The organism is Clostridium senegalense JC122, from assembly GCF_000285575.1.
Lineage (GTDB): Bacteria > Bacillota > Clostridia > Clostridiales > Clostridiaceae > Clostridium_J > Clostridium_J senegalense.
The window spans coordinates 259514-283904 of sequence record NZ_HE611053.1 but is presented as its reverse complement, the minus strand read 5'-3'; the positions used below and the strand labels follow the sequence as shown (position 1 = coordinate 283904).

At 24.8% G+C, this 24391-nt stretch carries 19 protein-coding genes and 1 pseudogene; 4 read left to right on the top strand and 16 right to left on the bottom strand.

What is annotated here, in order from left to right; all coding sequences use genetic code 11:
* Window positions 1–582, top strand: a pseudogene (locus CSGHG_RS15360) (hypothetical protein); the annotation flags it as partial.
* 353 nt (window positions 583–935) lie between these two features.
* On the opposite strand, the gene CSGHG_RS21100 reads toward CSGHG_RS15360, so the two are convergent.
* Window positions 936–1274 (bottom strand): hypothetical protein, encoded by a 339-nt coding sequence (locus CSGHG_RS21100; protein ID WP_010297170.1) that lies wholly within the window; start codon window positions 1272–1274, stop codon window positions 936–938.
* 185 nt (window positions 1275–1459) lie between these two features.
* Between CSGHG_RS21100 and CSGHG_RS15350 the strand changes: the two genes are divergently transcribed.
* Window positions 1460–2263: a M55 family metallopeptidase gene (locus CSGHG_RS15350; protein WP_010297167.1), complete on the top strand. Its 804-nt coding sequence runs from the start codon at window positions 1460–1462 to the stop codon at window positions 2261–2263.
* Window positions 2264–2439: 176 nt separating this feature from the next.
* Here the strand turns inward: CSGHG_RS15350 and CSGHG_RS15345 are convergent, their stop codons facing one another.
* Window positions 2440–2856, bottom strand: coding sequence for a hypothetical protein (locus CSGHG_RS15345; protein ID WP_010297164.1), 417 nt, complete (start codon window positions 2854–2856; stop codon window positions 2440–2442).
* A 797-nt stretch (window positions 2857–3653) separates the two neighbouring features.
* Between CSGHG_RS15345 and CSGHG_RS15340 the strand changes: the two genes are divergently transcribed.
* Window positions 3654–4145: a dCTP deaminase/dUTPase family protein gene (locus CSGHG_RS15340; protein WP_010297161.1), complete on the top strand. Its 492-nt coding sequence runs from the start codon at window positions 3654–3656 to the stop codon at window positions 4143–4145.
* Window positions 4146–4228: 83 nt separating this feature from the next.
* Here the strand turns inward: CSGHG_RS15340 and CSGHG_RS21095 are convergent, their stop codons facing one another.
* The 5 genes from CSGHG_RS21095 to CSGHG_RS15315 all read right to left on the bottom strand — a co-directional run bounded on the left by CSGHG_RS21095 (window position 4229) and on the right by CSGHG_RS15315 (window position 9337).
* The gene (locus tag CSGHG_RS21095; protein ID WP_010297158.1) at window positions 4229–4654 is read right to left on the bottom strand and encodes a hypothetical protein; all 426 of its coding nucleotides are present in this window, start codon (window positions 4652–4654) and stop codon (window positions 4229–4231) included.
* Between the two features lie 131 nt (window positions 4655–4785).
* Window positions 4786–6735, bottom strand: a complete 1950-nt coding sequence (locus tag CSGHG_RS15330; RefSeq protein ID WP_010297155.1) for an OPT family oligopeptide transporter — start codon at window positions 6733–6735, stop codon at window positions 4786–4788.
* A gap of 157 nt (window positions 6736–6892) precedes the next feature.
* Complete coding sequence (locus CSGHG_RS15325) at window positions 6893–7870, bottom strand: tyrosine recombinase XerC (RefSeq protein WP_010297152.1); 978 nt, start codon at window positions 7868–7870, stop codon at window positions 6893–6895.
* A gap of 194 nt (window positions 7871–8064) precedes the next feature.
* On the bottom strand, window positions 8065–8232 hold the full coding sequence (locus tag CSGHG_RS23365) for a hypothetical protein (protein ID WP_155844777.1): 168 nt from the start codon (window positions 8230–8232) through the stop codon (window positions 8065–8067).
* Between the two features lie 187 nt (window positions 8233–8419).
* Window positions 8420–9337, bottom strand: coding sequence for a CPBP family intramembrane glutamic endopeptidase (locus tag CSGHG_RS15315; RefSeq protein WP_010297150.1), 918 nt, complete (start codon window positions 9335–9337; stop codon window positions 8420–8422).
* Window positions 9338–9553: 216 nt separating this feature from the next.
* On the opposite strand from CSGHG_RS15315, the gene CSGHG_RS15310 reads away from it, so the two are divergent.
* Window positions 9554–9955, top strand: coding sequence for a hypothetical protein (locus tag CSGHG_RS15310; protein WP_010297145.1), 402 nt, complete (start codon window positions 9554–9556; stop codon window positions 9953–9955).
* 68 nt (window positions 9956–10023) lie between these two features.
* Here CSGHG_RS15310 and CSGHG_RS15305 read toward each other — a convergent pair whose 3' ends face one another.
* The 9 genes from CSGHG_RS15305 to CSGHG_RS15265 all read right to left on the bottom strand — a co-directional run bounded on the left by CSGHG_RS15305 (window position 10024) and on the right by CSGHG_RS15265 (window position 24329).
* Window positions 10024–10920 carry a hypothetical protein gene (locus tag CSGHG_RS15305; protein WP_010297140.1) on the bottom strand — a complete coding sequence of 299 codons (897 nt, stop codon included), beginning with the start codon at window positions 10918–10920 and terminating at the stop codon, window positions 10024–10026.
* 32 nt (window positions 10921–10952) lie between these two features.
* Window positions 10953–11939: a hypothetical protein gene (locus CSGHG_RS15300; protein WP_010297138.1), complete on the bottom strand. Its 987-nt coding sequence runs from the start codon at window positions 11937–11939 to the stop codon at window positions 10953–10955.
* A 210-nt stretch (window positions 11940–12149) separates the two neighbouring features.
* Window positions 12150–13160, bottom strand: coding sequence for a CPBP family intramembrane glutamic endopeptidase (locus CSGHG_RS15295; protein ID WP_010297136.1), 1011 nt, complete (start codon window positions 13158–13160; stop codon window positions 12150–12152).
* A gap of 195 nt (window positions 13161–13355) precedes the next feature.
* Complete coding sequence (gene abc-f, locus CSGHG_RS15290) at window positions 13356–15281, bottom strand: ribosomal protection-like ABC-F family protein (RefSeq protein WP_010297133.1); 1926 nt, start codon at window positions 15279–15281, stop codon at window positions 13356–13358.
* Window positions 15282–15399: 118 nt separating this feature from the next.
* Window positions 15400–17196 (bottom strand): ABC transporter ATP-binding protein, encoded by a 1797-nt coding sequence (locus CSGHG_RS15285; RefSeq protein WP_010297131.1) that lies wholly within the window; start codon window positions 17194–17196, stop codon window positions 15400–15402.
* Window positions 17197–18711, bottom strand: a complete 1515-nt coding sequence (locus CSGHG_RS21090; protein ID WP_235700161.1) for an ABC transporter ATP-binding protein — start codon at window positions 18709–18711, stop codon at window positions 17197–17199. It abuts the gene before it with no gap.
* Window positions 18712–19263: 552 nt separating this feature from the next.
* The gene (locus CSGHG_RS15275; protein WP_010297125.1) at window positions 19264–21918 is read right to left on the bottom strand and encodes a prenyltransferase/squalene oxidase repeat-containing protein; all 2655 of its coding nucleotides are present in this window, start codon (window positions 21916–21918) and stop codon (window positions 19264–19266) included.
* A 168-nt stretch (window positions 21919–22086) separates the two neighbouring features.
* Complete coding sequence (locus CSGHG_RS15270; RefSeq protein WP_010297124.1) at window positions 22087–23154, bottom strand: DUF4430 domain-containing protein; 1068 nt, start codon at window positions 23152–23154, stop codon at window positions 22087–22089.
* Between the two features lie 26 nt (window positions 23155–23180).
* Window positions 23181–24329 carry a hypothetical protein gene (locus CSGHG_RS15265; RefSeq protein ID WP_010297122.1) on the bottom strand — a complete coding sequence of 383 codons (1149 nt, stop codon included), beginning with the start codon at window positions 24327–24329 and terminating at the stop codon, window positions 23181–23183.
* Window positions 24330–24391 lie beyond the last annotated feature (62 nt).

Below are 24391 nucleotides of genomic sequence, written 5' to 3'. Positions count from 1 at the left end.
GGAGAGATAAATAATCTTAAAAAGGAGATAGCTACATTAAAAGAAGAAAATAATAAATTAAAAGAGCTTAATAAAGAAATTGATAAAAGAGATAAGAAAATAAGTTCTTTAGAAGGTGATTTAAATCAATTAAAGAACTTTAATGTTATGTTAGAAGAAAAAAATAAAGATATGGAAAAATCACTATATGAGTTTAAAAGCATAAAAGAGGTAGATGAAAAGAAAAATAAATTGATAAATGATTTAGAAAAAGAAATTTTAACTTTAAAAAATCACTTAAAAGAAAAAGAGCTTAAAGTTGAAAATCTCGAAGAAAAGCTTACTATTTTACAAAATAATTATAAAAAAGAGGTAGAGGAGTTAACTAATAAAAATATATATTTAAGTGAAATGGAACTTGAAAAAATTAAACTTGAATATGAAAGAAAAATGTTAACTTTAGAAGAAGAATATAAAGAAAGATTAAGTAGTAAAGAAACAGAACTAAATAATAAAATAATGCATCTTATGGAAAAACGTGAGGAAGACGGGGAAGTTATACGTAAGCTTATAATGGGAACTCAAAAGAATAACGAAAAATAATAGGTTTAAGAATTGGTGATAATTATTTAAATACACATTCCATTTATGTTTTAATAAGTAAATATAGAGAGAAAATTTACACAACAAAAACATTTTACAAATATTCATTAAGGTGAGTGGAGACCATTTTATCACCAATTCTTATTTCAATTATTGACTTTAGTACAATTTTTATGCACTTTACAAAAATAATTTTTAAATAAATTAAGCTGAAAAAAAATCTATGTGATTTATATTATCATTTCCTTTTACCTTTATATTAAGGTGTCCGCCTGCATCTTCACCAATAATTCTAATAAAATATTTATCACTTTTAGGTATATTAACTTCTATATCTTCATCTTCATTTTCTTTTACTTCATTTTTTTAGCTACTATGTTATAGTTGGAATCTAATACTACAATGTAAAATAACCCCTTATTAATCTTAGTTTTATCTTTTATAACTATTTTTGTATCTTTATCACAAAATGCCTCCATTAAAGACCACTTACCTGTAAATTTATCAAAATCAAAACTCTTTCCATCCTGTGAATCTATTACATTTGTCATATGATAAATACTTTTATCGGATTCATCTTTACTAGATAAATACATATTAGAATTAATATAAAAGGAACTATTTTTATATAAACTAAGTCCTAAAACTAAAAAAATTATACAAATAGCTATTAATTTTTCACTCTTCTTCATTTCATACCTCCATTTAATGTTCTATATAGAACAAATATAAAATGTATATATTATACATTTTATATTTGTTTACTTTTTAAGTCAATTAATCCATAATATTAAAATAGTATATGAATATTAGTTAGCTATAAATAAACAATTATATGATAAACTCTATAGTATATACAAATAAAAGAGGTGTTTAAATGAAAATTTTTATAAGTGCAGATATTGAAGGGGTAAGTGATATTTGTCATTGGAATGAAACTACAAAAGGACAGGAAGATTATGAAGAATTTAAGATTCAACTTACAAGAGAAGTTAATGCCGTTTGTTTAGGTGCATTGAAGAATAGTACAGCTGATATTTTTATAAAGGATGCGCATGAAAGTGGAAGAAATATAATTCATAGAGACTTACCTAGAGAAGCCAATTTAATTAGAGGGTGGGCTTATCATCCTTATCTAATGATGGAAGGACTGGATAAAAGTTTTAATTGCAGTATATTTATAGGTTATCATAGTGCTGGTGGAACAAGTGGAAGTCCTTTAGCTCATACAATGGACCCTAATAAAATTTTATATATAAAAATAAATGATGAAATAGCTAGTGAATTTAAAATTAATTATTATACTTCATTATATATAGGTGTTCCTGTTGTTTTAGTAACTGGAGATAGAGCATTGTGTGAAGAAGTTAAAAAGGTTAATGAAAATATTAAGACTATTGTAACTAAAACTGGAGTAGGAGATTCTGCTGTAAATATCCACCCTATGGAAATAGAAGATACAATTTTAAAAACAACAGAAAATTTAATAAAAGAAGCTGTTTTTGATAAATTTATAGAACCCTTACCTAACAGTTTTAATGTGGAAATAAGTTATAAAAATCATAATGATGCCTATAAAGCTAGCTTTTTTCCAAAAGTTGAGTTAAAAGACAGCAATACTATAACTTTTAAATCTAAAGATTATTTTGAAGTTCTACAAGCATTTTTATTTTTAACATAAATTTAGTAGTTAAAGCAATTTATAAACTAATAAAACTTAATTTTATATACCTAAACTTTGGCAATAAAGACTTTTAAAAGTAACTTGAAACTTTATAAGTCTTTATAAGTAAATATAAAAAAGCCTATGTGAAGATAAAATATTAATTAATTCTATCTCACATAGACTTTTATGTTTCAAACTTCATCTTTATAAACAAATATCCCTATAAAACTTAAAAAAATCATAACAACTAAAACTACAAAAATAAAATTGCATAACACAGTTTTAAAACCTGCCTTCCATGGTATGGTAACTGCATTTATTAAAAAAGTGATCGACCAAAGAAATATTATTAAAACATTTGATACTCTAATATTCTTTTGCTTCTTCTGACCACTTAACATATATCTGTTAAATTCTTTAACATTTACTAATTCTATAAATTTTTCATGAAAATTCAAATCTCTTCTTAGTACAATACATAAAAATAACAATAATAAAGCTAGTGTAAAAAATATTAATTTAAAACCAACAAGCTTGCCAACCAAGAGTGCTGTTATTGCAAGTATATACATAGAAAGGTATTTTTGAAATATTTCACTAAATAGCATTTTACAACAACTCCTATAAAGTTAATAAAAATATGTAGTTTAAAATAATTATTCTTTATATTAATATACACATTGATAATAATATTGATATAAAATATTATCTTGAACTGTTATGTAGATTAATTTTAACATATATTTTACCATTTTTAACCATGTTTTTCTTACTTTTTTGTTAATATTCTGTAATAAATATATAAAGTAATTGAGTAAGTTTATTTTATACATTAATATAGATTTATTTGTTCAGGTTAATATTTATAATTCTTATCAAAATACTAATAAAATATGCAAAAATGATAATTTTAACTATAAAAAGAAACTTTTTATATACATATTCTATATAACTGAATTATATTTGTTTTATACAATAATTGAATTTATAATATTTACAAATTTCATTTTAAAAGTGAAATTCTTGTATAGCCTCGGGAATTTTTTTAATAATCAGCTCTACTTTGAATTTTTTTACTTTGAAAATTTCTTTTTATAAATAAAAACATATATTATTTTAAACTTTTTCATTCTATATTTTGGAATCTTAATAAGTTTTAATAAAATCTTAGTGCCTACTTGTATAAATTGTATATTTAATCTTTAAATTAAAGTATATTTTGAATTTAAAAACATGTTTTAATTTCATTTTTTATAGATTTTAAATATATATCCTCGGTAAATTTTATAATTTCAACTATATATATGAAATATATCATAAAATTTCTTTCATATCTCTTTAAAGTTGTTAATAGTATTTTATTTATGTATAATTATGTTATATCTAAAGAAAAGGAGACTTTTAAATGAATAAAAAAAGAACTAGAGGCTTTGAAAAAATTTCTATAAATCAATTTGAAAAAGATTTTCAAGATTTAAATGTATCTTATGATGAGTTAAAATTGCCTAAAAGAGCTACAGCTAGAGCAGCAGGCTATGATATATATTCTCCTATAAGTTTTATATTGAATCCTAAAGAGGATATAATAATTCCAACTGGATTCAAATCTTATATGCTTAACGATGAAAGTTTAGACATATATCCTAGAAGTGGAATGGGATTTAAATATTATATAAGACTTGCAAACACTATAGGACTTGGTGATAGTGATTATTATAATTGCGATAGTAATGAAGGTCACTACTTTATTAAGTTAAGAAATGAAGGTAATAAACCTTGGATTATAGAAAAAGGCGATGCTATAGGTCAAGGAATCTTTAGAAAATATCTTTTAGCAGATGACGATGATTTTATTGGCAGTGAAAGAATAGGTGGCTTTGGTAGTACTGATAAATAATAAAATTAAAATATAGCTTTTAAAATTATATGTTATATAAAAAAACCTCGACCCTTATTAAATTAGAAAGGTAGAGGTTTTTATTAATGTTTATCTTTTATTATATCATCTGATAAAATAAAAGAAATCCAACCTTTTTTACTTACATATCGCAGAAACATTATAAGTCTTTGATAGATAGGGTGACATCCATTAATATAATCTTTTTCTGTTGTATTTTCATATTCCTTTTTTAAAATAGGCATTTCAAGTAGACATTTACCTAAATCATAAACATTTTTTTTACCATCTATATTCATCCAAACATTGCTACCTATTTTATCAAATTTAATATCACTAATAGCAGGCCTTTTTTTGTTAATCTTTCTTAAAAATCTTTCTGCTAATTTATTATGATAGAATATTAAATATACAATATCATCCTTTATTTTATAATCCTCATGTTTGATAACTGGTATATATCTAAGAAAATTATCTTGCTCTTCATAATTTTTTTCTTTTTTTATCACTATACTCACTCCTTATATTTAAAATTATTACACATATATCTAAATTTAATACAAATTCACTTTAAAAGTAAATAGAAATTAAAAAAACATATAAAAATAGGGTAGAGTACAAAACTCCACCCATAACAATATTAAGCTTTTTCTTCTATTCTAATTGAAAATGCATATACCCAATATGCTAATAATATAAAGGCTACCAATGCAGTCCAAGGACTGTTAGCAATTGACGGCATAAAATTTGTTCCAATAGATATTTTTTCTGATAGAGGAGTACCTCCAATTGTAATTGTTGAAATAATTGCTACAAGTATTCCTGTTAATGCATCTCCAGCAACCAATCCTGAAGATAATAGTATACCTCTTTCTGTTTGAAGTTTACCTTGTTCTTCATTAGTTTTAAATTTCTTAGTTACAAAAGTTCTTACTATTCCACCAGTTAAAATTGCCGTAGTTAAATGTATTGGTAAGTATAGTCCAAGTGCCACTGGAAGTATTGGAAGTCCTGCCAATGCACAAAATATTCCTAGAATAGCGCCTACAACAACTAGTGTCCATGGTAATTGTCCAGTCATAACACCTTTGATGACCATAGACATCAATGTAGCTTGTGGTGCTGGAACAGCTTTAGATCCAATTCCATAACTGTTATGTAGCATTAGTAAAACACCACCAGCTGCAAAAGAAGCTAAAAATAAACCTAAATACATGCACCATTCAACTTTTTTTGGAGTACCACCAATTATGTAAGTAGTTTTTAAACTTTGAGCAACTCCACCAGCAACAGCTATAGCTATACATACTACAGCTCCTGAAAGTATTGCAGTATTCATACCAGCTTGCTCTTCATATCTAAATAATTTTAAGATTCCTGTAATAAACAGTAGGGTAGCAATAGTCATTCCTGATACTGGATTATTAGATACTCCAATAATTCCTGCCATTCTTGCTGAAACTACAGCAAAAAAGAATGCAAATAATACTGCTAAAAATGAACCTAAAGCACCTAGTTTTAAACCTGGTAGGAACCAACCAAGGATGAATACTAAAATTGCTGCACCTAAAACCCAGGTTAATGGTGTATCTACATCAGTTCTTTTTACTATAGTAGTTTCACTATTTCCACCAAGTCCTTGTAGTGCTGTTTTAAAAGATTTTATTATTGTTGGTAATGACTTACCAAGACTAATAAATCCACCAGCCGCAACAGCTCCAGCACCTATATATCTTATGTATTGACTCCAAATGTCCCATGCACCCATTTCTGATATTAAAGATGCTGAAGGAAACAAGGGAGTCATAAGATCTGCTCCTACATATTTTATTAATGGTATAAGCCCAAGCCATGCAATTAGTGCACCACCAAACATATAAAGAGCTACTTCCAGTCCTACAATAAAGCCAACACCTACAAGAGAGGCCATTGCATTAACTCCAATTAATGTTCCTTGAAGAGGAGTTATTACCCATTCTGGTGATTCTTGCCAAATTTTAAATGCAGATGAAAAAAATTTAAATAGGGCACCAACACCAATACCTGTAGTTACAGTTTTAAGACCACTTCCACCTTCCATTCCTGTAACAAGAACTTCGGCAGCAGCCATACCTTCTGGAAAAATTAATTCACCATGCTGCTCAACTATTAAATATTTTCTAAATGGAATAACAAAAATTAGACCTAGTAGACCACCAAGGGCAGTACAAACAAAGATTGTATAAAGATTTAAAGTCATTCCCCAAATTATTATAGCGGGAAGGGTATATATTATACCACCAGCTATAGATTCACCCATAGCCGCAACGGATTGTATCATATTGGCTTCTAAAATATTATTTCTTCTAAATATTTTCTTTAAAATACCAGCGCCTAAAATAGATGCTGGTATACCTGCAGCTATTGTCATTCCAACTTGTAATCCAAGATATACATTAGCTGCTGCAAAAATACAAGCAAATATAATACCAATTATTATAGAAATTGTAGTTGCTTCTGGCATTGCTACATCAGTAGGTACAAAAGGCATATAATCTTCACCTTTAATTCCTCCATAGACATTGTGAGAAAGCTTTTTATTTGTAGTCATTATTCTCCTCCTTACTTATTTCATTTGTTTAGTAAAATAAAGAGCATTATTTCTCCTCTTTATCTTCATTTGTTAAATAAATACCATCTTTAACTAGTTACAGATTGCATTTATATGTTTATTATTTTCTATAATATATTTTTTATTCTATTAGTATCTATTCATCCATCAATGGGTTTTGATTTATAGCTTCTCTTAAAGTGTCATTGTCTACATGGGTATATATTTGAGTTGTGGCTACATTTTCATGACCCAAAATCTGTTGTAATGTTCTAACATCAACTTTTCCGTATTTGTGCATTAAAGTAGCACTAGTATGCCTTAGCTTATGTGGTGTGTATTTATCCTTATCAAGACCTGCAAGCCCAACATATTTTTTTACTATTCTCTCTACAGTTCTTTTGTTAATTCTACCATATTTTCCACTTATAAATAGGGCGTCTTTATCTTCATTTTTAACTCTAAAATTAATTTCATTTCTAATAGGCATATAATTATTTATAGATTTTAGTGCAGCTTTATTTAAATATATAGTTCTTTCTTTGTTACCTTTTCCTAAAACTTTTAATATGTCACCTTTAATATTAGATATGTTTATACTACAAAGTTCAGATAATCTAAGTCCACAATTTAAAAATAGGGTAATGATACAATAATCTCTTTGTGAATTTTTATCTCTAGTTTTAGCGGCAGTTAAAAGATCTTTACTTTCATCTAATGTTAGATAAATAGGGCTACGTTTTCCTAATTTAGGGGACTCCAGTTCTAGTGTAATATTGTAGGGAATTAACTTAACTTTATTTACAAGATAGTTAAAAAGAGATTTTAAACTAGCAACTTTTCTTGCCTTAGCACTAGGACCATTTCCTCTAGAGTTTTCTAAATAGGAGACATAAGCATAAAAATCATTTAATGTAAGGGTTTTTAAAAGTTCAATAGAAATATCATTGATAGGGATGTTATCAAAGTAAGTATCTAGAGGTACTAAATTTTTATGCAATTTCAAGAATCTAAGAAAAAGATTTATATCTGATGTATAGGCCTTTAGAGTACTTTTTGAGACACCTTTAACAGTAGTCATATAATTTAAAAAATCATCTATGTAATAGGGTTTTTTACAATTTAATTTAGCCATAAAAAATTCCTCCTAAGGTAAAATAATAAATAATTTACATAATATATACAGTATATCATAAAAACATAAAAATGTCGCGAAACTTACATTTCACGACATAAATATATCACTGAAAAGAGAGGTTTTTATACCTTTATATAATGATTATATCTATAACCTATCTTTTTTACCTACTATAATTTTATAAATTTAAATTATTTTTTTATAATAAAAGTTTTAGTAATAACTTTTTTGTTTTTAGTAACTTTTTTATTTATTTTAAATTTAAAATTCTTTCCAATACCTTTTATTCTAAATCCATTATTATTAACTTTATAATCTAATTTTAAATGGCCTAAGCTCTTTATACTATTAACTATCATTTTACACTCCTAAGTTTATATAATTATATTAATCTTCTACCCATTAAATTTAACTTTATTTTCCTATATTATATCATACTCAAATTATTAAGTAATCTTTCTTTATTATTATAATTTTAAAATTAATAAAAACAGACTGAATCTTTTTCATTTCAATCTGTTCTTATTTATACTTTATGAACTTATCCTAAACTTTTTTCATTTTATTTTTTCTTATTAAATATATAAACCCTATAATGACTATTATCTCTATAAATGTGGCTACTAAACCTGCTTCTGGTCCAAACACACCACCGGACACTATTGAATTATCTTTTAATTTTAAATCTATAAGTGTACCAACTGATGTATCTAAACCACTAACTTCAAATCCAAATATATTGCCTTGCATAAAGTTCCATGCAGCATGTAACCCACAAGCCCCCCAAAGATTTCCTTTATATATTACATATAATCCAAATGTAAATCCTGATAAAATAATATTTACAATAGCTAAAACATTGATATTAGGGTTAAATAAATGAATTAATCCAAAATATATAGATGATACAATGAGCCCTACTAACCCATTATATTTAGCACCTAAAATATTCATTAGCCACCCTCTTGCAACTATTTCTTCGCTAGCACTTTGAATAATCCATCCAGGTAAAATTATAAGTATGCTAGTAATAGCACTTATCCCTACATTTTGTATAGAATTCGTTTCAAGTGTAGCATAACCTAATATATATAATATAAAAGCAATTGTACACATCATTACACTTCCTAGTAAAAAACCTTTTAAATAGTTTCTAATACTATTCTCCTTATTAAGCCCTAAATCTGATATGTCTCTTTTTTCTATAAATTTTACTCTAAAAAATACTACTAGACTAATAAATAAAAATCCTGATAAATCTAAAAAGAGAATTAATAATTTATTGTCATTTGTATTTAATCCTAATGTAGTAAAGAATTTAAATAATATAATTGCAGCTATCCAGCCCAAAAATCCACCAAACTCAATCATAATTTCAGCTAGTATAGGAGTCCAAATTATATTACCAAGCTTCTTACTTTTTTTAGCTTTTAAGAATAAACTCTCATTATTATTTATTAACATTATTACACCACCCTTTTATATTTCAGTCTCCATATTAATGTTATATTAAGTAAATGTAAACAATTATTACTTTAAAATGAAATATATGTACTTGAATAGCTTTTAAATTACAAATTTTAGGTGGTAATTCATCATATTTATGTGTATAATATTTTAGTATGCTATAATAAACAATTATCTATTTATAAAATAACAAATTAATAAGGAGCAATTTTTATGGAAGAACTTAATGAAGTATTAAACTTAAATTTAAGTAATTTAAGTTTATTTGATATGACAGAAGATAATTTAATAGTTTTTAAGGAAGAAAATTATTATAACAAAAGTAATTTTTATTTTTGGTTATTAAATAAATTAGCAAAACTAGAAAATTCAAATTCTATAAAGGAGTTAGCTTATGGACATTATTTAGCTTCGTATTATCTATTAATTATATTAACACCACTATGTTATGAGGAATTAGCATTTAATCATTGCAAAAAAGCTTTGGCCTTAGATGATAATTTAAAATATAAAGAATGGATGCTTATATTTTCTACTTATAACCTATTGACAGTTGAAGATATGGAGTCATTAGTATCAGATGTATTAAAAACAATCCTAATAGCTTACTTGTAAATACGTTGTATAATAATTAAATTAAAAGTGTCATACATAAAATTTAAATTATGTATGACACTTTTAATTTAAAATTCTTTTATTATTATATCAGATATAAATTCTGCATTATCTTTATTTTGTATACTAAATACTGTAAGTGTTAATTTGCTTTCATCTAAATAAACATAAATTTTATTACTATTTATACAATTGTTATCTATATTCATGTTTATTTTTTTACTTAATTCCTCTTTCACAGTTTTATCTAAAGGAATAAAATCATCTAAATAAATAGTTAAATTCTCTACTATTCCACCAACTCTTAATGTAAAATGTAAATTACTAGTTTTAATACTTTTAAATAAACTATTTACCTTTTTATCATTGTTTAAAACTTCTATTATATCTCCTTTAAAATCTAAAGTAACTAAAGATATATCTGCCTCTTTATCATAAAGATTAAATGTATGATCTATTATACCTTTACACACATTTTTATATCCATTTTCAATATAATTCATCATTTTATCTATTGAAATACCAGTAACTAATTTTCCAGGTATAAATTCTTTCAGTATTTCTCTTAAAGGTTTAACTATTTTTATAGGAGCAACTAATGATATCTTGCCTTCTATATTTTTTAGATCATCTTTTAATGAATTATATAAAACAAGACTTAATAATTTATTAATTTCATAATATGAAAGAGTTACTTCTATAATATTATCTTTTAAATCATATTTAAGATTTAAATCATTTTTGCCTGAATCTTGAAGAAACATTATTATTGTATTTAAATTTGAATGATAATTTTTTATTGTTTCTTTTAAATTTAAGTTTATGTTTTTACTATCAAAAAAGTCTATATTAACATTAAAATTTTCTAATTTATCTAATTCTCTAAACATATCTTCTGTTGTAATAAAATTAATATAGTCACTTTTTATACTTAAATTCAAAGATTTATAATAACCATATTTCATTATTAAATTACTTAAAGCTTCTACAGATATATTTAAATTTTTGAAACTACATGACCTTCTCCTTTTGCAGAATAACAAAACTCCCCTTCTTCAATCTCACAGTGGCTTTTTAAAATTAAAGTTTTATTCATATCTAAAAATAAAAGGTTATCCTTATATTTATTTATTTCAAGATTATCTTTATAAAGATTTAATGCTAAAATATTTATTACATTTAAATTTGATGTTAATAAATTATTATCTTCCTCTTGCATTAAAATTTTTATCATATTGTACTCATTAAACACAATAATTAAGTTTTTATATATTATGTGTTTTAATTGAAAGAACGCCTTTAAAGCATCTAAAAGTTTATATATAAAGTTGTCCTTACTTATAGTAATATGATTTTCATTATCATCTAATATAATTGTAGAATTTTTGTTGCATAATAGGTTTTCTATATCATTTATTATATAGGTTGAACTTTTTTCAATTCCATTCTTCAGCTTTAAATCTAATATTTCAAGTTGAAAATTATCAGGAGATTCTATATCAGAAACTACTATTGATAAGGGCAATGTCAATAAACTTTTGCTACCCTCTTTTTTTAGGATTATACTTCCACTATTTATGTATATAAATATATCCTCTTGCAAATTAAAGTTATTTTCAATTAAACTTTCTATCATGTTAAAATACTCCTCTTCAATTATATTTTTATTAGATGTAATATTATATGTTTCACTTTTTTCTTCAGTAAAGCTTATATCATCTATAGAGTGCTCTACTAAGGTAATAGCTAGTTCTCTTTCAGAACATTCCTTTGAAAATATATCTTCATCTTTAATTAATCTACCTTTTTCATTAAGTAATTCTAAAACTTTGTTTTCTAAGAGCTCTCTATTAAAAAGAAAGTCTTTATATTGGCTATAACTTAAATTAAGTTCTTTTAAAAGTATTATTATTTCATCTATATTAGCATCTTTTATGTATTGGTCTGTATACACCTTATTATTAAATTCTATTTTAAAAGTCAACTTTTTCAACTCCTTCTAAAATTCCAAAATACACCTATATTTAATGTCGGTCATTATTTTAAAATCTTAATTCTTGCATTTGTAAACAATAAGAAATCCATCCTATACTTCATGCACTTTTAAATTATAATGTGTAAATAAAAAACTTACTAAGTACTAATTTCCTTAGCAAGTTTTTATAGAGTATTTTTACTTAATTTAAAATATATATTATATAATAGTTTTATCCTTATCTTTTTTATATTCATTTGAAAAGATAAACAATCCATAGGTAATAATATTAAGAACTGCTGCAAAAATTAAGACTTTTAGTGTTATAACACCTGCTTTTCCACCGGTTAGAGCCATTCCTATAGTATTATTTGCAAAGTGTATCAAAATCGGTGTCCATAAATTATTAGTTTTCATATATGCAAATCCTAAAAAAATGCCTAAAAATACACAAAATAAAATATGGTTTATAACACAATATATTGGTGTCTCAGGACTATACAAAGTAAAACAAAGTGGTAAGTGCCATATACCCCAAATAAATCCCAATATTAATACTCCTAGTCTTTTCCCAAAAATATTTTGTAGTCTTGGCTGAAGATACCCTCTCCATCCAAATTCTTCTCCAAAAAAAATAGTAAATGATAAAAAAGCATTTATACATAAACTTAACGGCATCATAAGTAAAGTAGAAAGTATTTTTAACACATCAAATGATTGATCATCTTGAAACAATATAGATATGCCAATACGAAGAAGATATAATCCTATAAATATTAATAAAATTATAGCAATTTTACATAAATTATTATTAAATTTTAAATTTATACTTTCAAAGGAATTATCATCATTACGTAGTATAATAATAACCGATACAAAGCTAGATATAGCCACAATTATTTGTATAATAATTGATAAAATGTTCAAATTGTTTTTAAAGACAAATGTACCTATAAATAAAATAATAATTGATATTATAGTAGTTACAATGAAAATATTAAAAAATATCTTTACAGGTCTTTTGATTTCTTCTTTTCTAAAAAATCTCATGGTAATAATTGTGGCAAATGCAGGATAAAGCATTTGAACAATTGCAAAATTTTCAACAAATTCTGATGGAACATTTTTATATGCAATAAAAAGAATAACTCCCATCAAAGCTGTAATCCCAAAATTTATAATTAAAAAAATTAAAATTTCACTTTTATTTTTAGAAGAATAATTATTCATTAAATTAGCTCCTTCCATTTAGTATAAGGTCTAAATTGACATTTAAAATTATATATTTTTAAATCTTGATATCCTAAATAATAAGACATGCTCAAAAATATTTTAAATTTCAATAAAACTTTTCCAAAAGTTACTTCTTAGATTTATACATAACTTTGAATAGGACCATATTTTCTTATGTTAATCTTTTTAACTTTAAGAATTACTTTTATCTAAATATTCATTTAATTCCTCGCAATGTAATTCCCATTGTTCTATAAATTCCTGTAATGATTTTTCAATGGTTTCTTTTAAAGTATTTAACTCCATTATTTTAGAATAATCTGAGCTATTTTTCCCCATTTCATTGTTTAAATGCTCAATTTTTTCTTCATTTTCTAATATAATAGTCTCTAGTTTAGATATTTTCTTTTCTAATACTTTTTTCGTATTTATATTTTTCCAGTTTTTCCTTTCAGGTTTACTTTTCTTATTTTCTTCAATTTGAATATTAAATTTAGATTTTTCTTCTTTGTAAACATCATAATTTCCATCATAGCTTTTAAAAGAGTTGTTTTCTATTGCGATTATTCTATTAGCAATTCTATTTATAAAGTATCTATCATGGGATATAAAGAATATAGTACCTTTAAAATCCATTAAAGATTCTTCTAAGTTTTCTATTGAGTCAATATCTAGATGATTTGTAGGTTCATCAAGTATTAATAAGTTTATATCATCATACAAAAGCCTACTTAATTTTAATCTAATTCTTTCACCACCAGATAAATGCTTAACCTTTTTAAATACATCATTACCAAAAAACATAAATTTTGATAAATACTCTCTAGCTTTTCCCTCAAGAATAGAAATATCTTCTCTAAAACATTCTATAACTGTCATGGTTTCATCATTAAAACTTATGCTTTGTGGAAGATATGCTATTTTAGCACTTTCTGAAATCGTTACTTCTCCAGAATCTAAGTTTTCTTTACCAAGTAAAATTTTTAAAAAAGTAGTTTTACCACTTCCATTAGAACCTATTAATGCCGTTCGTTCTTTAAATCTAACTAACATATTTCCATTATAAAAAAGTGTTTTATCATCATAACTTTTACATAGATTTTTTGATTTTATGACTTCATTACCTGAGCGTTCACTATCTTTAAAATTAAGTGTCATATTTTTTCTTTCTAATTTAGGTTTATCTATTCTTTCCATTTTATCTAGACTTTTTTGCATACTTGCTGCACGTCTGAAAAACTTATTATTGTCCGCTCTTAATGCCCAATCTCTTAAATCTTTTATAGCTTTCTCCATAGCATCTATTTTCTTTTGTTGTTCTTTAAATTGATTAAACTGTATAAGCATATTTTCTTCTTTTTGTTTAACAAAATCAGAGTAATTACCTTTATATGTCTCGCAAACACCATCCTCAATTTCTATAATTTTATTAACTACATTATCTAAAAAGTATCTATCATGGGAAACTATAATAACAATACCATCATAACTTTTTAAATATCCCTCTAGCCATTCTACTGATTCCATATCTAAATGGTTTGTTGGTTCATCTAATAAAAGAATATCTGGAGAATCTAAAAGAATTTTCCCTAAGATTACAGTAGTTTTTTCACCTCCACTTAAAATATTAAAATCTTTTTTTAAAAAATCATCATCAAAATTTAATCCTTTACAAACCTTACTTAATTTTTCTTTTTGCTCAAACCCACCTTTTGCAGTGTATTTATCTTGCAAATAACTATATTCTTTTAAAGTTCTGTTTAAAATTTCTCCTTCTAATGTTTTCATCTTAATTTCTAAAGATTTCATAGTTATTTCAATTTCTTTTAACTCACTAAAAGCTAAGCTTAAAATATCTATAACCTTAACATCTTCATCATAACTTGGAATTTGGTCAAGATAAGAAATAGTATAATTCTTAGGTATAGTTATTAGCCCTTTATCGTCTCTTGTCATTGAAAAAATCCCTGCTATTAACTTTAATACTGTACTTTTTCCACATCCATTTGCTCCAACAATTCCAACTTTTTCACCATCATAAATATTAAAAGTAATATCCTCTAGCACCAATGTAGCATCTAAATACTTTTTTACTTTATTAAAAGATAGTTCAATCATCATATCACCTACAATCTTTAGTATTTAGTAAAATTATACCATTGAAGATTAATATTTACTATGAAATGCCATTTTATTATTCTAACTAAAAACTATATTTAATAAGTCATTTCCTTTATTAAGCATAATATTGTGCTTGTGCCATATACATTTTGTTGTATTGGCTTTCTTTTTCTTTTATAAGCTCTTCATGTGTTCCATATTGAACAATTCTGCCGTTATGAAAAACTGCAATTTTATCACAAAATTTACAGCTAGATAGTCTATGTGAAATATATATTGCTGTTTTATTCCCTATAAGTTCATTAAAACTATTATATATTTCAAATTCTGCAATAGGATCTAATGCTGCTGTTGGCTCATCTAAGACAACTATAGGTGCATCTTTATATACTGTTCTTGATATAGCTAGCTTTTGAGCTTGTCCTCCTGAGAATTCTATACCATCCTCTTCAAAAGTTTTATATATATGAGTGTTTATACCTTTATCTAATTTTAGTACATCTTTTTCTAGTCCAGATTTATTTAAAGCTTCGTATAACTTTTCTTTATTGAACTTTTTAGTATCATTAAGTATAATGTTTTCTTTAATAGAAAATGCAAATAACTTAAAGTCTTGAAAAACTACTCCTAAAATTTTCATATATTCATCATACTCATAATTTTCGATATTTACTCCATTTAGTAAAATTACTCCTTTTGATGGCCTATAAAGTCTTGTTAATAATTTTATAAAAGTTGTTTTTCCTGCTCCATTTAATCCAACAACAGAAAGTTTTTCGCCAGCTGATATTTTTATAGATACATCTTCTAAAGTATAGTTATTACTTCTTGGATATTTAAAACTTACATTTTTAAATTCAATTTCATATTGAGCTATGTTATCAATTTTATTATCACCACTTAATTGATTAGATTTAATTTGTTCAAATTCCATATATGGGTTTAAATATATGCATAGTTGTCTTATTCTTATAAAATTAGTTATAAATTTAGAAATATTACTACTAAAATTACTAGCAGCAGAAACATACATAGCAAAAGAACCTATACCTATTTTATTCATTAATACTTTGTAAGTCATATAGCTATATACTGCTAACATCTGAATTTGTAAATTTATATTACTAATACCGTTATATTTTCCTATTGCATTAGATAAATTCCCAAATTTTTTTATTGTAGTTTTGTTATATTCTTTTATTTTGCCTAATATCAAAGGTGATATATTATAAAGTCTAATATCTTTTGCAATAGAAAAATCATTAGTTGTGCTTAAGTAATAACCAAATGCCCTATTAAGTGGAATTAAATCCTGAAAAATATTAAATTGCATTTTTTGAATTTTCTTGTATATATAAGAGTTCAATATTACTATAGCTAATATAACTAATATTATATAAACATCTAGTGTTAAAATAACAGCAAGTATACTTATTATTGCTATAGATTCAGTAAATATATCTACTATTATAGCTATTAAATCTTCTATAACTCCTTGATTATTAACTGGGAAAATTGCTCTTTCTTTTAAATCTAAAATTTCAGGATCCTCGATATTTTGAAAATCCATATCCATTATCTTTTTACCAATTAATAGCTCAAACCCATTTACAATTTGAATCTTTAAAATACTTAACTTTGTATCTAATATACTATTAATAATATTTAGCAATGCATTACTTATTATTATTGTTAAAACTAAAGTAATGAACACTTCCCCCCTTTTATTACCTAATAATTCATCTATAATAAACTTAGGCATAATAATATTTATTAAAGGCGTTAATGCTTTAAATATAGAGGATAAAATAAGCAAAGGAATATACATTTTAGAAATATTATTAGTAATTTTCAAAAAATGCTTTATTGTTTTAAAATCTACTTTAATTTCTTCTTTTAATTTAGTTTTCATTTATACACACTCCCTCTCTAAATTTTCTTTTTCATAATAGGAAGCTTGTACATTAAACATAGAGTAGTAATTTCCTTCTTTTTTCATTAATTCATCATGGGTTCCATATTCTTTAATTTCTCCATCTTCAAAAAAAGCTATTACATCACAAAACCTAGTACTAGATAATCTATGTGAAATATATATTGCTGTTTTATCTTCAATCATTTCATCAAACTTTTTATAAATATTATATTCAGCTATAGGATCTAATGCTGAAGTTGGTTCATCTAAAATAATTACCTTTCCATTTTTATAAAGAGCTCTAGCCAACGCTATTCTTTGATTTTCACCACCAGATAATTCTATACCTTGGGAATCTAATATTTTAAGTAAAGAAGTATCTATACCATTTTCCAAAGAATTCACTTTGTTAGCTAATCCTGCCTTTCTAATACACTGGATAACTTTGTTTCTATCAATAAGTTCATTTTCTATAAGAGCTATATTTTCAGCTATGCTAAAAGCAAATACCTTTATTTCTTGAAATACTACAGAAAATAATTTATAATATTCTGACTTGTTTAAAGTAGATATATTTATTCCATTAATAAAAATTTCACCTTCCGTTGGTTCATAAAGTCTTGTTATTAGTTTTACAAAAGTGGTCTTTCCTGCACCATTTATACCAACTATAGCTAAACGCTGACCTTTTTTTATTTTTAATGAAAGATTTTTATAAATATATCTATCACTATTAGGATATTTAAAACTAACATTTTTAAATTCAATTTCATAAGTGGTATCTTTTGGAATATTATTTAGTTTATTATTTTCTTTTTTATTTTCAAATTCTAAAAAATCCCTAAAATCATTTATATATAAATTTTGAGCATTAATATGAGCTATATTATCTAAAATAGTTTGCATCCAAGATGCAAATCCTGAAATAGTTGTAAAATACATAGTAAAATTTCCAATACTCATAGTACCCTTTAAAACATTATGAATTAAATAAAAATATACTAATCCTTCTCTTATAAGAAGTAATATTATAGACACTATAGATACTTTAAATTCTTTGTTCTTAATGGTACTTTCAATATTTACTTTACTATTATTAAATAAATTAAATTTATCTTGTAACCATAAACTTAAATTAAAAATTCTAATATCTTTTCCGTAAGAAAAATTATACATAATATCATAAATATAATTACGTTTTCTTGAATAATTAGATAAGTCATCTTTCTTTGAGTATCTGTATTTTTTAATTTTCATCGTCAGATAATAAACAAAACTTACATTTGCTAATAGATATAATAATATCCATGGACTTAAAGTTAATACTATAGTTATATATCCTAAAAAAGCTATAACAGCTCCAAAAAGTTCAAATAATTTATGATAAACCCCTTCAATACCATTTGTATTGTCTCCAATAGCCTTTGAACAAGTTTCTATATCATTCAATATTTTTGAATCTTCTGTGTATTCAAAATCCATAGTCATACACTTTTCCTGCATAAGATTCATAAATTTAAGTCTTATTAAAAGCATTTTAGGAAAAGCTATATTATCTAAATATGTTGTTAAAAAGTTTGATATTGAAGATATTATGAAAAAACTATTAATATATTAATAAGTACATTAGGTCTTTTAAGTCCAGTTAATTCATCAATTAAGAACTTTGGAAGAAATATACTTATAAAAGGAACTAACGCTGTAACTACTGTAAATATACTAAAATAAAAAATATTTTTTCTCCCATCTCCAAGCATTTTTTAATAAAAATAAAACATTTACTTTTACACTTCGGTTTTTCTTGTCCATAATAAGCCCCCTACAAATTCATGATTATTATATAATATATGTTATCATATCAAATACATATTTTTACTTATCATAATTACAATTTACAAATTATAAATAAATATTTGAAGTTATTTATAGGTATCAATTCTAAAGTATAGATAATTTTAAAAGACAACTTGAAACACAATATAACGTATAGATTTATTAAAATACAAAAATACCCTAAAAGTAGATTATTATAATCTCATATGTAGGGTATTTTTAATATAATTATTAATTTTTAACTTTAATTTCTATAGGCTCATTTTTACTATTCATCTTTTCTAAACTATCCCATGTAAAGATTTTAACCTTTAAATTATCTTCATTAGGTAAACTTATTTTTTCTTTAATATCTTTAATTTCTCCATTTTCTAATGTGTTTTCTAAGGTTTTATATGATATGAGTTTATTATTCTTATTAAAAACTCCTATTATTATAGTTACATTTTCAACAGAATTATTATTCTTATTATTAAGTTTTAATTCTATATTAGCATCATGACCTTTTAGAAAATTTTCCTTGATAATATTATTTTCAATTGTTAATTTATTATTTTTTTCTACTGGTTCATCTTCATCTAGCTTAAAATTATTAAAAACTACAGTTTTATTTTTCAAGGCAATAATACTTCTCAAAACGTATCCAGTATACATATTTTGTTCATATGCTCCAAGAGAACTTTCATAAATATATCCTTTTCCCATTTTAAAGGAAAGTAATGCATCTAATGGGTTTTTCCCATTTTTAGTCCATTCTTCTGATAGAGGATCTCCACCAGAAGCTATTATTGCCTCTATAGCTAGTGCTGTATCTTCACTTTCACCATTTGGAAAGGCTTTATTCATAGTGAATGCCGCATTTTCTAATTGCGCATTTTTTAAATCTTCCACGCACTTATTAATTATACTTTTCACCTCATCATCTTCTTTATATGGAGATAACGCAATAATTAATAATGATTTATCACTTATTTTTTTAACTTTATTATTATTAAATTCTGTTTTAAATTTAGATATAATAGTATCTATGTATTCTTTTTTAGTTGAAGACATTTCTAGTGCTATTAACCCATAAATACTTTTACCTGTAAACTTATCATTATTTAATTTATCATATAACAAATCAATATAATTCTTTCCGTTATAATTTTTAGGATCCTTTTCCATGGTTATAATAGACATAACATTTTGAGCTAAATTAAATACATTTTCTTTATCCTTTAATTTTATATTTTCAATTAGTTGATTTTTATCATAAGATAAAAAAGATAATCCCATCATTGCATTATAATCAAACTCTTTTACATCTTTAAAATAGTCATTAATATCATTAAGCTCACTTTCTATTATTTTATTGTAATCCTTTGGTTCTTCTTTTATAAATGCAAACGCACTATAAACAGATTTTTCTTTATATGCATCTACTAATGCTAAAAGTGCAAGCTCTGTTGCAGTTTCATCATCTTCCCCTTCTCCCATGCCTTCTATCATTTCAAAACCTTTACCTTCGATTTTACATGCAAGAAGTGCTTCTATTGGTGTTCTGCCTTTATTCCATTTCTCAGAATTTAAATTTTCACCAACAGATATTAATGCTTGAATTGCTGGTCCTGTAGAGTAAGGACTATTTCCAAAACCACAATAATCAAATCCTCCACCTTCTAACTGCATTTCTTTTAATTTTTCAATAGATAAATTTATTATATCATTTACACCTTCAATATCTCTATGTTTTGATAAGGCTATCATAATGTTAGTTATAATATCTATGTCTTCAAACCCGCTGTCATTAATTTTATTTATTAATGTTTTAACCGCTTTATTTTTATCAAAATCAGCTTTAGCCATATCTAAAGCAATTATGCAACTTGCTAATGTAGTAGCTGAACCTTTGTCATTTTCACTTACAACAAATTCTCCATCATTATCCTGAGATTTTAAAAGTTTTTCTACGTAATTTATTTCTTTGTAATTATAAGGATTTTCACTTAAAGCTAATATTCCCATAATATTTGATGCATAACTTGAAGCATTATCACTTTCTTCTAACATAAAATCTGTTCTGTTTACTTCATTATAATAATTTAATGCTAAAAGTTTCTTATAGTTTAATTCTTGATTTTCATAATTTTTATTAAAATCATCAAGAATTTTAGCTATGTTAACATCATTGTCTATTACATCTCCTGTTAGAGTAAAGCTCTGTCTTACTATTGCTGGATATTCTACACCTTTAGAATCTTTTAAAGTTTTATAAATATGGACTTTATTTTCTCCACATTTAATTTTAAATGCTGCTTGTCCATTTTCATCAGTTTTATATTCTCCAACGCCGTCAACTTTTATGTTAACATCTTTTGCATTTCTCTCATCAATACCCATCATCATGTTTTGTTCTGTAATTTTTAAAGTATAATTATTGTTAACATTGCTATATGTAACTTTTGGCACGCAAGTTATTCCATCAGACCACTTAGCCATATGTAATACTAATTCTTTATAATAATTATTATTAATATCTTTTATTTTTTCATTACTTATTACATCACCTTGTTTTATATTTCCATCTTTATCTATTAAATAATACATCCATCCTATATGAGATTCTCTTTTTTCTCCTAATACTCCAGTTATAAAATTACTTTCTAAACCATCAACATTATCCTCCCCTATGGAGTTTTTAATTACATCCTTTACCACTTCTTCATTTGTTATTTCAAATTGTTTATCAAATAATGTTTTATTCGTACCTTCTACTCTAACTTTAATTTCATTACAAATTAAATCCTTTGCTTTAACCTCAAATCCCATAGTTGGAAATATTAAATTGATTATTAATAGTAACGCTAAGCACATTGAAACTTTAGATTTTTTTATTTTATTCATTTAACCACTTCCTATTATTTATATATTTAAATTTTTACTTTAGAATAAAACTGCCATCATTTATATGGCAGTTTATACATATTTACACTTTAAATTTGTCTTTTAAATTAAATATATCTTTCTTCTATTTAACTGAAACAATAAGTTTTATAAAACTTATTATGTGTTTTATAAATCATTCCAATTAGGTGCGTTCCCATTCATCCCACCAGTAGAATAGTACCAAATAACTTTATCACCTTCCTGTAACTTTACTTTTCCAGCCATTTCATTAGGTAAAACACCATTAACTGTATACATCCATCCATTAGTTCCTTTATTTTTATATCCATATATAGATGTAACCATGCTACCAGTTGTTTCATATAAGGAAGTTGAGGCTTGCAATGCTCCTAAAGCAGTAAACCCTCCAGTATGTTTCTCATCATCTATAATAACTTCCTGTGGTTTGAAATAAGCTACATAGGATCCATTTTCCGGCAATACTATAGCTACATTTACTTTACAAGTGTTTCCTTGTTTTTCTTTATCATTGTATTTTTTAATTTTTATATCTTCTATAACATAATCTGAATAACCAGCGTTTTTAATATCTACTAATCTGTGCAATGCCTTTTCACTTGCTACAAGCCATCCCCTATTATTTGAACTTTCCCCTTCTTTATCATCAAAAGAATTATCATCTTTCCAAAGTATAAATAATCCATCTATAAGATTATTTCCAGAAGTTGTTGTCCATTTTTCTGATGTAATATCTTCTCCACAAGCTATTAAGCCTTGAAGAACATCACAATAATAATTTGTGATATAAGTTTTTTCATATATTGCACCATTTTCTTTTTGAAGACACTTTAAGTAATCTATAGCTTTATCTATTGCTTTATTAACACCATTTATATCTCTATGTTTACTTAATACAGTTAGTGCAATACCTGTATTAGTTGGCGTTGAAGTTTGTCTTTGTTTAAATCCACCATCATCACATTGTGCCTTTAATATATTTTCAATAGCCTTATTTACATTATAAGAAACTTTTTCATTTTTAAATTTAGAATTATATTTATCTATTGCTAAAACTGCATTTAATTCTGGAATTGTAAAATAACTATCTTTTTCATCAATTTCATTGACTATTTCTTCTATAAACTTTCTGTTTTCATAATCATTTGGATTTTTATCTATATCTAAAAGTATTAAACTTTGTTGAGCTTTTGTGCCTAAAAGTCTCCAATTCATATCATATTTAGTTTGATATTTTTCATTTATATACCAATTTTTTCACTTAAATTAGCGCCGGCTCTATACATAGCTGAATAGTGAAAATCACTTAATTGACCTTGCTCTTCTACAAAATGCTTTTCATTATAATAGTCTATTACACCATCTATAACTTTATTTATAGTAACTTTCTCATCCTTAGATTGATTAGTATCATCTTTAACTACATTTAAAAATTCAACATTTTTTAAAAAGACATCTTTGTAACCTAAGTCGTTAAGCTTACTTAAAGTATATAATACTTCTGTATAATGATTTATAGCTCTATCTTTTCCATATTTATCAATGAAATTTTCCCCATTCCATTCATAAAATAGACCATCTACTATGTTATACCCATCTTTACTCCACTTTTCTGAAGTTACATCTTCACCTGCTTGTAAAAGAGCTCTTACTGCTTGAGCATGGATATAAGTAAAATAAGTACCTCCATCTTTGTATAGTACACCTTTATCTTTTATTTGACTTTTTAAATAATTTATTCCTTTTTCTTTTCCTTCTAGTACTCCATCTATATAACTGTATTTATTAAATATTTCTATTGCATAAGCTGTATTATGAATTGCTCCTCCTATACATCCAGATTCATCTTGTTCTTTTAGCATTAAATCAATTATGTTTTTAATGTTATAAATTATCTTTTGCTCTGGAAATTTTTCATTGAACATTTCTACAGCTAAAACTTCTTGTAGTATATTTTGTATAAATTTAATACTTGTAGTTTTATTTAAGTCTTCAACTACTTGCTCTATTAAATTTTCACCTTTATAATTTATAGGATTTATGTCTAACTCCATCAATATTATGCTTTGTTTTGCTTTTCCTGATATTCCATAAGTTTTTATTGTTTCATTAGTTGACCAATTTTTCTTAGTTAAATCTGCATTGGCTTTATACATTGCTGCATATTCTAATCCTTCTAAGGTCTTATTACTTTTAGAATTATTATAATATTCATTGTCATAATAATATATTAATCCGTATATAGCATCATTAATTGTAAATCCTTTTTCTGTTATTTCACTAGCAAGCACTGATGTATTATTAATGATAGGAATATTAAAAATACAAGTTGAAGTTATTATTAAAATTGCAATTAAGTAGGATAAAATTCTATTTATTCTTACCTTCATAACATACCCTCCATAAATTCTTGTTTAAATATCTTATTTTTTTAAAAAAGTGCCTTATTTAT

What these genes read in the sequence shown, in the direction of transcription:
- CSGHG_RS21100 (WP_010297170.1), bottom strand. Translation starts at nt 1,274, where the DNA reads ATGAAGAAGAGTGAAAAATTAATAGCTATTTGTATAATTTTTTTAGTT.
- CSGHG_RS15310 (WP_010297145.1), top strand. Translation starts at nt 9,554, where the DNA reads ATGGAAGAACTTAATGAAGTATTAAACTTAAATTTAAGTAATTTAAGT.
- CSGHG_RS15340 (WP_010297161.1), top strand. Translation starts at nt 3,654, where the DNA reads ATGAATAAAAAAAGAACTAGAGGCTTTGAAAAAATTTCTATAAATCAA.
- CSGHG_RS15325 (WP_010297152.1), bottom strand. Translation starts at nt 7,870, where the DNA reads ATGGCTAAATTAAATTGTAAAAAACCCTATTACATAGATGATTTTTTA.
- CSGHG_RS15315 (WP_010297150.1), bottom strand. Translation starts at nt 9,337, where the DNA reads ATGTTAATAAATAATAATGAGAGTTTATTCTTAAAAGCTAAAAAAAGT.
- CSGHG_RS15265 (WP_010297122.1), bottom strand. Translation starts at nt 24,329, where the DNA reads ATGAAGGTAAGAATAAATAGAATTTTATCCTACTTAATTGCAATTTTA.
- CSGHG_RS15345 (WP_010297164.1), bottom strand. Translation starts at nt 2,856, where the DNA reads ATGCTATTTAGTGAAATATTTCAAAAATACCTTTCTATGTATATACTT.
- CSGHG_RS15350 (WP_010297167.1), top strand. Translation starts at nt 1,460, where the DNA reads ATGAAAATTTTTATAAGTGCAGATATTGAAGGGGTAAGTGATATTTGT.
- CSGHG_RS15305 (WP_010297140.1), bottom strand. Translation starts at nt 10,920, where the DNA reads ATGAAATATGGTTATTATAAATCTTTGAATTTAAGTATAAAAAGTGAC.
- CSGHG_RS15270 (WP_010297124.1), bottom strand. Translation starts at nt 23,154, where the DNA reads ATGAATTGGAGACTTTTAGGCACAAAAGCTCAACAAAGTTTAATACTT.
- abc-f (WP_010297133.1), bottom strand. Translation starts at nt 15,281, where the DNA reads ATGATTGAACTATCTTTTAATAAAGTAAAAAAGTATTTAGATGCTACA.
- CSGHG_RS15285 (WP_010297131.1), bottom strand. Translation starts at nt 17,196, where the DNA reads ATGAAAACTAAATTAAAAGAAGAAATTAAAGTAGATTTTAAAACAATA.
- CSGHG_RS23365 (WP_155844777.1), bottom strand. Translation starts at nt 8,232, where the DNA reads ATGATAGTTAATAGTATAAAGAGCTTAGGCCATTTAAAATTAGATTAT.
- CSGHG_RS21090 (WP_235700161.1), bottom strand. Translation starts at nt 18,711, where the DNA reads ATGAATCTTATGCAGGAAAAGTGTATGACTATGGATTTTGAATACACA.
- CSGHG_RS15330 (WP_010297155.1), bottom strand. Translation starts at nt 6,735, where the DNA reads ATGACTACAAATAAAAAGCTTTCTCACAATGTCTATGGAGGAATTAAA.
- CSGHG_RS15295 (WP_010297136.1), bottom strand. Translation starts at nt 13,160, where the DNA reads ATGAATAATTATTCTTCTAAAAATAAAAGTGAAATTTTAATTTTTTTA.
- CSGHG_RS15275 (WP_010297125.1), bottom strand. Translation starts at nt 21,918, where the DNA reads ATGAATAAAATAAAAAAATCTAAAGTTTCAATGTGCTTAGCGTTACTA.